The organism is Methanoregula sp., from assembly GCF_041645475.1.
Taxonomy (GTDB): domain Archaea; phylum Halobacteriota; class Methanomicrobia; order Methanomicrobiales; family Methanospirillaceae; genus Methanoregula.
The window spans coordinates 124,376-136,399 of the sequence record NZ_JBAZQA010000004.1 but is presented as its reverse complement, the minus strand read 5'-3'; the positions used below and the strand labels follow the sequence as shown (position 1 = coordinate 136,399).

Genomic DNA, 12,024 nt, shown 5'->3' with positions numbered 1-12,024 from the left:
CATCATCTACGCTTTTTAACAGAAATTATCTGAAAGCAGGTGTCGCACGTTGCGACCCGGTATTTCTGAACGCTGCATACATTTCAAAACCCTCCCCCCGGCCTGCCTATGCTGAATTCACCGGATCCCGCAACTGATTTCTTGGTTACCGGTTCACTCTTATTCATTCCGGGCTGGAGCGGCAATTCCCCTGCCAGTGAAACGCTGCCCATGCCCTTTCAGGGAAGGATACGAATGGAGAAGCGAAGAGAGATAATCCGGGAAGAGACGCTGGACCCTGAAGACTGGGCTTCCATGCGGGCGCTGGGTCACCGTATCGTGGATGATACGATGGACTATATCGAGACGATCCGGGACCGGCCGGTCTGGCAGCATGCCCCGCCGGAGATCCGGGCCGGCTTCGATGGGCCTCCCCCCACCGGCCCTCTGCCCCCGGAAGAGGTGTACCGGGAGTACGTCCGGTCGGTCCTTCCGTACCAGGTGGGCAACAGCCACCCGCGTTTCTGGGGCTGGGTTGCGGGGTGCGGGACGGTGATGGGGATGTATTCCGAGCTGCTGGCAGCCTCGACGGACGCGGTCAGCGGTGCGTTCTCCTACATGAGCAACAACTACGTGGAGATGCAGGTCGTGGACTGGTGCAGGGCGCTCCTTGGTTTCCCGCCCGGCACGAGCGGACTTATCACGAGCGGGTGCTCGTCCTCGACCCTGATCGGCCTCGCGGTGGCCCGGAACACGATGGCCGGGTACGATGTGCGGACACAGGGAATGCAGGGAGCAGGAAAGCAGATGACCCTGTACTGTTCCGAAGAAGTCCACTCCTCGGTCCAGAAAGCGGTTGAACTGCTCGGGTTCGGCAACGATGCACTCCGGCGGGTACCGGTGAACGAATCCCTGCAGATCGACACTTTGGCCCTGCGGGAGATGATCGCAGCCGACCGGGCACGCGGCTGCCACCCGGTCTGCGTTGTCGGGGCTGCCGGGACCACAAACACCGGGGCCATCGATGATCTGGGTGCCCTGGCCGACATCTGTGCGGAGGAGCGGTGCTGGTTCCATGTTGACGGAGCTTTTGGCGCCTGGGCTGCCATTTCCCCGAAGTACCGGGACCTCGTAGCGGGGATGGAACGGGCGGACTCGCTCGCGTTCGACCTGCACAAGTGGATGTACCTGGCGTACCCCATCGCTTGTGTCCTTGTCAGGGATGCCCAGGCCCACCGCAATACCTTCTCCCTCACCCCGACCTACCTTGCCCATGGCGAAGGCGATCGCGGCCTGACCGGCGTGGACGTGCCATGGCTCTCCGACTACGGTTTTGAGCTCTCCCGGGGATTCCTCGCGCTCAAGGCCTGGATGACCATCAAAGAGCAAGGCACCGAGAAATACGGCCGGCTGATCCAGCAGAACATCGAACAGGCGCACTACCTGGAAGGGCTGGTGCGGGATGCCCGGGAGCTCGAGCTTGCGCTGCCGGTCTCGCTGAATATCGTGAACTTCCGCTATGTGCGTCCCGGTCTTGCCGATACCCGGCTCAATGACCTGAACAAGCAGATCGAGACCGAACTTCAGGAGCAGGGAATAGCCGTCCCCTCGACCGTCAGCATCCGGGGCAGGAAGTACCTGCACGTTGCCATCACCAACCACCGCAGCCGGAGAGACGACTTCGATCTGCTGGTGCGGGAAGTGATCCGGATCGGGAACGGGATTGCCTGAGTTAAGGAAAAGCGCCCGCAGGAACTCTGACCGGTTTTATATGGTGTTCCTGCAGGAGTTTACCGCAAATCGGTATGCCGTGGATTATTTCCCTCAATCTTTTTGGATTGCTTCTTCTTCCACCGGATGTGGGCAAATGTGGAATCTCCTGAAATGACCACGTCGCTGCCCTGCTGCCGCATACGTGGCGTGATGTACTCTTTGACAATTTGTTCCTGCAGTGGCGTGGTGGCACCGAATCGTGTCACGAAGAATGAGAGCATCTCCTCCCGGCTCGTAAACCGGTACTCTTTGGCGATAGGAAGCATTGTCACGTCGGGATAGATCCCCATCTGATACAGGACCATAACAAGGCAGTCCGCCTTTGGCCCTGAGTAATACGGGCGCCCATGGAGCGGCTCCCAGAGATCGGCATACATCTTCTCCCAGAAGGGCATATCCACAAACCAGAAAAGGTGGACTGAACCGGAAGCCGCAGCATCCATCTTTTTTAACGCCTCGCGGATATCATGCATGGTCAGGGAGAGCGAGGCTATCACGATGTCATACGGCGCCGCGAGATCGCGGGTAAGGCCGATATCCTCCCAGGTCTTCTGCACGCAGGTTATGTTCCGTATCCCCTGCTGCTCTGCACGGTTTTTGAGCAGCCCCACCATCCCGGCTCCGGGTTCCACGGCGGTGATTTCCTGAACAAAGGGGGCGAGGGGAATAGCAAGCGTTCCCGGACCGGCACCAATATCCAGTATACGGGAATTCCTGTCAATCGGAAGGGAAGCGATGGTGGTCTTTACCCGGTCATCATACTCGCCCCTCGCATTCGCATCATACCGCTCCGCGTTCTCCTTTTTATTCCAGTCGTGGGAAGGATCGCTGGTGAGTTTTGAGGACTCGTGACTCTCCTGTCGCATTTTCCAGACTTCGTTCCAGTCAGGATCAACTGCTGCCGGTACCGAAGGAGTCATAGCACTGAGTATGTCTGTGACCGGTAATAAGGCTCACCTGAAAAAAGGGAAATAGTGAAAAGAAAAATCATTCGTGCCGGAGGGCGTCGATGGGATTCATGTTCGCTGCCTGCCAGGCCGGGTAAAGGCCGCAGGCAAGGCAGATCACGATCCCGAACCCAACGCCTTCTGCAACAGAGATCGCGGTTGCAACGGTGAACAGGTACTTGGTTGACTGGAGCATCAGGGCGCTGATGGCATATCCCGCAACAAGGCTCAGAATTCCCCCGATAACACTCCCGATAACGCCGATGATCGCCGCCTCGTAGATGAACATGCTCATCACCTCCTTCTTCTGGGTCCCGATGCTGCGCATGATCCCGATCTCCTTGATCCGCTCGTTGACCGACATCATCATGATGTTGAAGATCGAAACCCCGGCAACAATCATCGAGATCCCGCCGATTGCGGTAACAAATGTGGTAACCGCCCCAAACGTCTCGAAGATTGAGGCGAGGGTGGCCTTGCTGTCCATCACCGAGACTATCTTGTCCCGCTTGTTGAGCTGTTTCTCGATGGTGGTCTTGACATCCGCGGTATCCTGACCGCTTTTCACCTTGACAACTACCTGGTCGTAGGTATCCCGGTTATAGGTGTTGTCAAACCAGTCCTGGGTGGCAACAACCGCATTATCGGTGCTGAGATCAAAGCTCATCCCCCGTTCCTCGATGATCCCGGTAACGCGGAGCGCCCCCTTCGAACCATCGGTGCCCATGGAAATCCGGGAGCCGACTTTGATATTGTTATCCTTGGCGAACTCCGACCCGACAAGGCACCCGGAGTTTGCATTGTTGAAACTCCCCGAGGTTAACTCAAGGTTGAGATCCGGGAGATACTTGGGATCGACACCATATACCGTTGCAACGATATCATCGCTGCCCACACCCACCTTCATCCGCTCAGATGTCGATAGCACCGGTATCGCAACACCCGGTGCCACCGCCCGTTTGATCTGCTGGAAGTTCTGATCGGTGATCTTCAGGTTCTCGGTGCTGCCAGTACCTCCGCCCCCCATCCTCATACCCCCGCCACCGGTATACGGGGTAACGATGACACTGTCCCCGACCGATGAAAGGCTGTCCGATACGGTTGCGACAAGGCTGTTTCCCAGGATCCCCATCGATGCTATGGCTACTACGCCTATCACGATCCCGAGCATCGCGAGCGTTGACCGGAGAAAGTGCAGCCGGATGTTCCGTTTGGCGATCTCCCAGAAGATCATGAGACAATCCTCCCGTCAGCAATCCGGATCGTCCGCCGGGAATATTCAGCTATGTGGGGGTCGTGGGTGACCATGATGATGGTTGTGCCGTTCCGGTTGAGCTCGGTCATCAGGTCCATGATACCGGCACCGGTTTTCGAATCAAGGTTTCCCGTCGGTTCATCGCAGAGGAGGATGTCGGGATTGTTGATGAGCGCACGGGCTATTGCAACCCGCTGTTGCTGGCCTCCCGAGAGTTCGGTTGGCGTGTGGGTGAAGAGTTTCTCGTCCAGCTGGACGGACCGGAGCACCTCCTTCCCCCGCTCGGGATCAACCGATTTCTGGGATTTCAGCAACATGGGAAAGGTCACGTTCTCGATGATGTTGAGGAGGGGGAAGAGGTTGAAGTACTGGAATATGAACCCGATCCGGTCCCTGCGGAGGTTGGTGAGCTCCATGTCCGACATATCGCCGATGCGTGTGCCGCTAATGTAAATATCGCCGGACGTGGGTGTATCCAGGCACCCCATCATATTCAGGAGCGTGGATTTTCCCGATCCCGACGGGCCCATGACGGAGATGAATTCGCCCCGGTCAACCCGGAACGAGACCCCGTCCAGTGCGGTTACATCCCCGGCAGGGAGCGGGTAGACCTTGACAACGTCCTCAAAGGACATTACGGGTATGTCTGCCATGAGGGGTGTCACTTCTTTTTCCTGAGATAGAAGTACCATCCGCCCGCAAACGCTGCGACAATGATCACGATGGCGATAACAGGGATAATTGGCGCGGTGCTCTTCTGCGTGGATGCAGGGGTGATCCCTGAGACCTGGACGTCCTGAACGGACGTGTAGATGTTCCCGTCTGCGTCCTTGAAGGACATCTGGAGGGGGACGCTTGTCACGTTGGTCGCGGCGGCAAACGTGACCTCGAAGCTCCCGAAGTCATCGGGTTTGAGGATCCCAATCACATAGGTCCGGTACGGGTCCCGTGGTTCTGCCGGTGAGAGGGAGGTCACGGTGACCGAGTTTGCATTCTCCAGGCCGGCATTGGTCACATCCCCGGTAATGTGGTAGAAACCGACATCCGGCTTGACCTGGACATTGCTGATGATCGGATTAGCCTGCTTTTTATCCAGGCCGAACGTGACGGGGAGTTCTGTTGTAACGCTGTGGGTATCATCCCCGTTGTCGTACTTCAGGGTTAAAGTTGCCGTGGTCGGCTGTTCTGCGCTGATGGTGAAATTCAGGGGGATTTTTGCCCCGGGGGCTATATCCCCGATAAATGTCTTTGACGGGGTTGTGGAGATTCCCGGGCCGGTGACCTCAAGGATTGCGTTGTTCACCGTGTTGTCCCGCGGGTTTGCAACCAGGACGTACACGGTTTTCTTCTTGCCCGCAGAGTAGGCATCCGGCTTGTCGACAATGCTCATCTCAAGGGGGGTGTTGTCCACTTTGACGGTTGCCCGGTAGTACAGGCTGTCGGCATCCCTGAATGTCAGGGTGAACGCCGGGTAATAGGTCCCCTCCTTTGCCTGGGTCACGACTGAGAAGACAAACTGCTGGGTCTGGAGAGGGCCGATATTGGTTGTGCTGTCGTACGGCCGGCTCGTCAGCCGGATATCCGTGTCGCCGAAAGAGACGTGATTTACTACCGCGCTCTGGTTGGTGTTGGCATTGGTCACGTACACGGTGACGGTTCCTTGGTCCCCGGTAAAGAACGAACCGGGGTCATAGACAACATTCGATACATAGACTTTGCTTGCAGCAACAATGGATTCCGGTGTTTCATATGCCTGGACAACGCCGGCCAGGGCTGCCAGGACCAGGAGGGCAAGGACAATGGTAATATGCGACGATCTTCTCATTCAGAAAGCTCCGAGAGTGTAGACAAGGTATGCGATGTAAATAACGATGGGGATACCAACCGTGAGGGCTGCATCCCGTGTGCTGATTCCCCGAGCATGCTGGAGCCCGAATATCCAGATATTGGCGCTCCAGAGGAGGAATACGATTGTAATGACGGTCGTGATCTGGGTGAGCTCCAGCATGGCGGGATCGTGCAGCAGGGCAGTTGTGAAGCCCTGCATAGCAGCCGGGTCCTGCATCATTGCCGAAGAGATCTGGGGTACTACGATTCTTGGCACATATTCAAATGCAGCAATCAGGGTGATGAGCGACCCGAACACCTGCGGGAGATACCCGTACCCGGTGACCTGCAGGGTCCGCCTGAACGTGCCCTTGCCCTTGAACGCTGAGGAGATGAGAAAGACGATCCCGGCCCAGACGATCCAGAAGATGAACACTCCGATGAGTGCGCCAATTGCAGAGGAGAGCGTGATAATGATGTCAATACCCGGAAGGGCACCGGACATCATTTTTGCCGTCACCCCGCCGATCAGGTACCCGTACCCGGCAGCAATGATCCCGCCTGCGAGCAGGATAATGAGGGGAAGCCTGAAATTCTCTTGTTCGCCCATGACGTCTGCAAAGAATTCATTCGGTTTTATTAATATATCAGTAAAGGAACGATTCATTGGTTTCACCGCTTCATGTTAAACTACAATTGTTGTGTGGATACATTTCCCGGGAGGGGAAGGTGTGTGTCAACGCTTTGATGTTGACTGAAATAAATATTCCGCCGCCCTCCTCATCGAACCCATAACATTTTTCCCGCCGGATGTGACAATCTCCCCAAAAACGGTTTTTTCATTACCTCTCCGAACTACCGGTCCTGTCGACCGCGCGATAATTGTCTCTACTCTGTGTTGTATGCCGGGAATAATATGTTTTTGCGGGAACAGGATGTATCAGGAAATTACGGTCATTTCATTCCCTGTGGGCGCGTTTCACGATCCCTCAAAACGCACAATAAATTACATCATTAAACAATTATGTTCCACAATGTATATATTTGTACAAAGCAACTATTGGGTATGCAGACGAAAATCCTCCTCGATGAGGAGCAGATGCCAAAGAACTGGTATAATGTCCAGGCAGATCTGCCCACACCGCTCGATCCCCCGCTTCATCCAAAGACCCAGAAACCGGTTGGTCCCCAGGATCTTGCGGCGATCTTCCCGATGGAGCTGATCCGTCAGGAAGTTTCCACGGAACGCCATATCGCCATTCCTGAAGAGGTGCAGGATGTCCTGCGGCTCTGGAGGCCGAGCCCCCTGTACCGGGCACACCGGCTTGAGAAGTTCCTCAAGACCCCGGCAAAGATCTACTACAAGTGGGAGGGCGTCAGCCCGGCGGGGAGCCACAAGACGAACACATCGATCCCCCAGGCCTATTACAACATGAAGGCGGGAATGGAGCGTATCGCAACCGAGACCGGCGCCGGGCAATGGGGCTCAGCTCTTGCCTTTGCAACCATGCTCTACGATCTCGAGTGCACCATCTACATGGTCCGGTCCAGTTACACCCAGAAGCCCTACCGGAAATCCATGATGCATGTCTGGGGAGCAGAGTGTATCCCGAGCCCCAGCACCCGGACAAACTCCGGGCGGGCTGTTCTGGAGAAAGACCCTGATACCCCCGGGGCCCTTGGGATCGCCATCTCCGAGGCTGTTGAAGATGCGGCCACCCATACCAATACCAACTATGCGCTCGGCTCGGTGCTGAACCATGTCTGCCTCCACCAGACCGTAATCGGGCTCGAATGCCGCGAACAGCTGGCTATGGTGGATAGCTACCCGGATGTCGTGATCGGGTGTGTCGGCGGCGGATCGAACTTTGGTGGGATCGGGTTCCCGTTTGCGGGCGACAAGATGACCGGCAAACACAAGGACGTGGATATCATCGGGGCTGAACCGGCATCCTGCCCGACCCTGACAAAAGGTCTCTACACCTATGACTTCGGCGATGTGGCCGGCCTCACCCCGCTCATGAAGATGTTCACGCTCGGCCACGACTTTGTCCCGCCCTCCATGCATGCCGGGGGGCTCCGCTACCATGGGGATTCCCCGATTGTATCCCGTCTCGTGCATGACGGCGTTATGCGGGCGGTCTCCTATCACCAGAGCGAAGTCTTTGAAGCGGCCCAGACCTTTGCCCGGACCGAAGGAATTATTGTGGCCCCCGAGACTTCCCACGCGGTGAAATGTGCAATTGACGAGGCCATGAAATGCAAAAAATCCGGTGAGGAGAAGACGATCCTCTTCAACTGCTCGGGCCACGGCAATTTCGACATGACGGCCTATGATGACTATTATTCGGGAAAGCTTGTGGACTACGAGTATCCCGATGAGCTCATCAAACAGGCCATCGGGCGGATACCCAAGATCCAATAAAGGAGTCCCCCCATCTCTTTTATGAAACGGATCGGTCTCATCGTCAACCCGGTTGCCGGGATGGGCGGCCCGGTGGGGCTGAAGGGGACCGATGGCAATGTGGACGAGGCCCGCCGGCGCGGGGCACTCCCCCGGGCCCAGAACCGGGCGCTCATCACCCTTAGGCATCTTGCCCGGGCAAAAGACCTGCATTTCCTCACGTGTTCCGGTGCAATGGGAGAGGATCTCCTGCGGGAAGCCGGTATCGGGGATTTCGAAACCGGGTACACGTTTTCCGGGGAAAGCAGCGCCCGGGATACCATGGCCGCAGCCCGTCTCTTCCTGGCTGCCCGTGCTGACCTGATCCTGTTCTGTGGCGGCGACGGGACCGCCCGGGATATTTTCGCCATTGTCGGCAGGGATCTGCCGCTGCTCGGGATTCCGGCGGGAGTCAAGATGTACTCCGCAGTCTTTGCCGTTGATCCGGCAACGGCTGCCGAACTCGTGCAGGTATCCGGTACGAAACACCTCCGGGACTCCGAGATCCTTGACGTGGATGAAGAGGCCTACCGGGCGGGAGTGCTGAAGACCCGGATCTTCGGTATTGCCCGGACACCCGCCCTCCCGGGGAAGGTGCAGGTATCAAAACAGGTGTACGAGGAACCCGACGAAGAACGCGCCAAGCAGGAGATCGCCCGGTTCATGCAGGAAGTGATCCTGCCGGACACGCTCTATATCCTCGGGGCCGGGACAACAACGGAAGCGATAGCGCATCGTATCGGCGTAAAGAAGACCCTTCTCGGTGTCGATGCCATCCGGGACGGGGTGCTCGTTGCCGCGGATGCGGATGAGAAAACCCTTCTTGAACTGGCCCGGCAGGAAGAGGAGGTCCGGATCCTTATCAGCCCTATCGGCGCACAGGGTTTCATCCTTGGCCGGGGCAACCAGCAGATCAGTGCGGGTCTTGTCAGGCTTGCGGGGATAAAAAACCTCATCGTTGTCGCAACCCCGCATAAACTGCAGGAAACACCCGAGCTCTATATCGATTCCGGGGATCAGGCTCTCGATGCGGCATTCGGGCCGTCCATACAGGTTATATCAGGATACCGGATAGCCCAGCGGAAACGAATTCACCCGGTCCCTGCCCGGAATGGAACGGGTACCGGTGAAACCTTTTCCACAATGGAATAAAAAAAGAAAAAGAACAGGGGTTATCCTAATGGGGCAACCGTCCGCTTGTACATCTCGTTGAGGACCTGGGCAAGACCCGCGTAGATTGCAGAGAATCCGCAGATGATCCCTTCGTAGCCCGCAATCACCGTGATGGTCGCGTTACCGGTGATGTCCCCGAGGGCGAGCAGGAAGAACAGGATCGCAAGCGTTGCAAACACGAACTGGAGCGCCCTGTTTGCCTTCAGCGTCCCGATGAACATGACCGCGGTGAACAACCCCCACATGAAGAGGTATGCAGCCATGGCGGTCTTGTCCGTTGCATCTGCGAGGCCGAGCTTTGGCAGCATGAGAATGGCGACAAGTGTCAGCCAGAACAGCCCGTACGAGGTAAAGGCGGTTGCCCCGAACGTGTTGTTCTTCTTCCACTCCTCGATACCGGCAATGATCTGGGCGAGTCCCCCGTAGAAGATCCCCATGGCAAGGATCATCGATCCCAGTGCAAAGAACCCCGCATTGTGGAGGTTTAAGAGCACGGTGGTCATACCAAACGCTATGAGCCCGAGCGGCGCCGGGTTTGCGGTTATGTCAAGATTCTTTACCGAAACACATTCTGTTTTTGATTCCTGCGTCATAATTCCCTTCCGTGTGTGGTGGATGATTGTTGAATTTCCATTCTTTTCTCATTATAAAAAATTGTGGCGTCAGTCCTCTAAGGTGGAAATGTCGCCCGGGTCGATGCCCATCTCCTTTGCTTTGAGCACCCTGCGCATGATCTTGCCGCTGCGGGTCTTTGGGAGTTTGTCGACAAACTCTATCTCGTGCGGAACGGCTATCGGGCCCAGTGTCATCCGGACGTGATAGATCAGGTCGTGGATGAGTTTTTCGCTGGGTTTGTGATCGTGGCGCAGGATGACAAACGCCTTGATCGAGTTGCCTTTCATGGGATCCGGCTTGCCGATAACTGCCGCTTCAGCAACGGCCTGGTGCGAAACAAGGGCACTTTCCACTTCGGCAGTGCCGATGTTATGCCCGGCAACAATGATGATGTCGTCAGCCCGGCCGAGAACCATGATGTAATTGTCCTTGCCTTTGACCGCAAGATCGCCTGCCGTATACATCCCGTTGATCGTATACCAGTATTTTCGGTAGCGTTCATCGTCGCCGTACACGGTCCGGAACATTGCGGGCCAGGGCTCCTTTATGACAAGGAACCCCCCGGTTCCCGGTGGCACGGACTTCCCGTCCTTGTCGACCACGTCGGCCACAACGCCGGGTATGGGTTTTCCGGCAAATCCCGGGCGCATCGGCTCTCCGACCATGGTCGTGATCATCTGCATGCCGGTCTCGGTCTGCCACCACGTGTCGATGATGGGACACCGGTCTTTTCCGATAACATGGTGGTACCAGACGAACGCTTCCGGGTTCAGGGGTTCTCCCACGGAACCGATGACTCTGAGGGAACTTAAGTCGTATTTGTCCGGCCACTCCTCCCCCATCTTCATGAACATCCGGATGGCGGTCGGGGCGGTGTACAGGATATTGATCTTCTGCTCCTCGATGAGTTTCCACCAGATCCCCGGATCCGGGTAGTCGGGAGTCATCTCTGTTATGAAGACCGTTGCCCCCGCGGCAAGCGGGCCGTACACTATGTAACTGTGGCCGGTGATCCATCCCGGGTCGGCAGTACACCAGTAGATGTCATTCTCCTTGATGTCAAAGACGTATTTTGTCGTGTAGTACGTCCCGACCATGTACCCGGCGCAGGTGTGGACGATCCCCTTCGGTGTCCCGGTCGACCCGCTCGTGTAGAGCATGAAGAGGGGATCCTCGGCGTCCATGACCTCGGGGGGGCAGACCGTGCCCCCATCTTCCATGAGCCCGTAGAAGTCGATCTCGAAGTCCGGCCGGATGTCTATGGGTGGTTCCCGCCGCCGCCTCAGGATGATGAGGTGCTCGACACTCGGGGCGTTCAGGATCGATTCCTGGACCGTGGTGATGAGAGGGATGGCCTTGCCGCGCCGGATGGAAATATCTGCCGTGATGACCACTTTTGCTTCGGCTTCACGAATCCTCATGTTGAGGGCAGTCACGCCGAATCCGGCAAATACTACGCTGTGGACCGCCCCGATACGGGCGCAGGCCAGCATGGCTATGATCTGCTCCGGGACCATCGGCATGTAGATACAGACCCTGTCACCTTTCTGAACACCTATTTTCCGAAGCCCGGCTGCAAACCGCATCACATCCGTTAACAGTTTCTGGTAGGTGAAGACGCGTTCTTTGCCATCCTCACCCCTCCAGATCAGTGCAACCTTGTTGCGCCGGTCTCCCCGGACATGGCGGTCAAGGCAGTTGGCGGTTATGTTGAGTTTTCCATTGACAAACCATTTCGCATACGGGAAGTTCCATTCCTTGACGGTATCGAAGGGGCGTATCCACTCCAGGTCCTGTGCAATGGATCTCCAGAATGCATCGGGATCCGCAAGGAAATCCTTGTACGCTTTTTCATAGTCACCCACCCGGGAGTTCCGTTTGTAGGAAGGGTCGGGCGTATAACGGACGGTACTCTCTACCAGCCTGACATCAAAGTCTTCTGTCATACAGTCTCCAATTCTACATTATTAATCATGTAGGACATGATATTTATAATTTGGTGGTGATGAAGA

General features: G+C 56.6%; 10 protein-coding genes. 3 read left to right on the top strand and 7 right to left on the bottom strand.

Going from position 1 to position 12,024, the window contains the following annotated elements:
* Positions 1-234 precede the first annotated feature (234 nt).
* Positions 235-1,710, top strand: coding sequence for an aspartate aminotransferase family protein (locus WC598_RS05540; RefSeq protein ID WP_372960484.1), 1,476 nt, complete (start codon positions 235-237; stop codon positions 1,708-1,710).
* Positions 1,711-1,769: 59 nt separating this feature from the next.
* On the opposite strand, the gene WC598_RS05535 is transcribed toward WC598_RS05540, so the two are convergent.
* The 5 genes from WC598_RS05535 to WC598_RS05515 form a co-directional block, all read right to left on the bottom strand.
* Positions 1,770-2,672 carry a class I SAM-dependent methyltransferase gene (locus WC598_RS05535; RefSeq protein ID WP_372960483.1) on the bottom strand — a complete coding sequence of 301 codons (903 nt, stop codon included), beginning with the start codon at positions 2,670-2,672 and terminating at the stop codon, positions 1,770-1,772.
* Between the two features lie 67 nt (positions 2,673-2,739).
* Positions 2,740-3,933, bottom strand: a complete 1,194-nt coding sequence (locus tag WC598_RS05530) for an ABC transporter permease (RefSeq protein ID WP_372960482.1) — start codon at positions 3,931-3,933, stop codon at positions 2,740-2,742.
* Positions 3,930-4,646, bottom strand: coding sequence for an ABC transporter ATP-binding protein (locus WC598_RS05525; RefSeq protein ID WP_372960481.1), 717 nt, complete (start codon positions 4,644-4,646; stop codon positions 3,930-3,932). The genes WC598_RS05530 and WC598_RS05525 overlap by 4 nt, the downstream gene beginning before the upstream one ends.
* Positions 4,616-5,779, bottom strand: a complete 1,164-nt coding sequence (locus WC598_RS05520; RefSeq protein ID WP_372960480.1) for a hypothetical protein — start codon at positions 5,777-5,779, stop codon at positions 4,616-4,618. The genes WC598_RS05525 and WC598_RS05520 overlap by 31 nt, the downstream gene beginning before the upstream one ends.
* Entirely contained in the window at positions 5,780-6,448 is a 669-nt protein-coding gene (locus tag WC598_RS05515) for a YIP1 family protein (RefSeq protein WP_372960479.1), read from the bottom strand.
* Positions 6,449-6,847: 399 nt separating this feature from the next.
* Between WC598_RS05515 and WC598_RS05510 the strand changes: the two genes are divergently transcribed.
* Complete coding sequence (locus WC598_RS05510) at positions 6,848-8,206, top strand: TrpB-like pyridoxal phosphate-dependent enzyme (RefSeq protein WP_372960478.1); 1,359 nt, start codon at positions 6,848-6,850, stop codon at positions 8,204-8,206.
* A 21-nt stretch (positions 8,207-8,227) separates the two neighbouring features.
* Positions 8,228-9,376, top strand: coding sequence for an ATP-NAD kinase family protein (locus WC598_RS05505; protein WP_372960477.1), 1,149 nt, complete (start codon positions 8,228-8,230; stop codon positions 9,374-9,376).
* Positions 9,377-9,396: 20 nt separating this feature from the next.
* On the opposite strand, the gene WC598_RS05500 is transcribed toward WC598_RS05505, so the two are convergent.
* Both WC598_RS05500 and acs read right to left on the bottom strand, forming a co-directional pair.
* Positions 9,397-9,990 (bottom strand): acetate uptake transporter, encoded by a 594-nt coding sequence (locus WC598_RS05500; RefSeq protein ID WP_372960476.1) that lies wholly within the window; start codon positions 9,988-9,990, stop codon positions 9,397-9,399.
* Between the two features lie 69 nt (positions 9,991-10,059).
* A complete protein-coding gene (gene acs, locus WC598_RS05495) occupies positions 10,060-11,958 on the bottom strand; it encodes an acetate--CoA ligase (RefSeq protein WP_372960475.1) in 1,899 nt (632 codons plus the stop codon).
* Between the last annotated feature and the right edge of the window lie 66 nt (positions 11,959-12,024).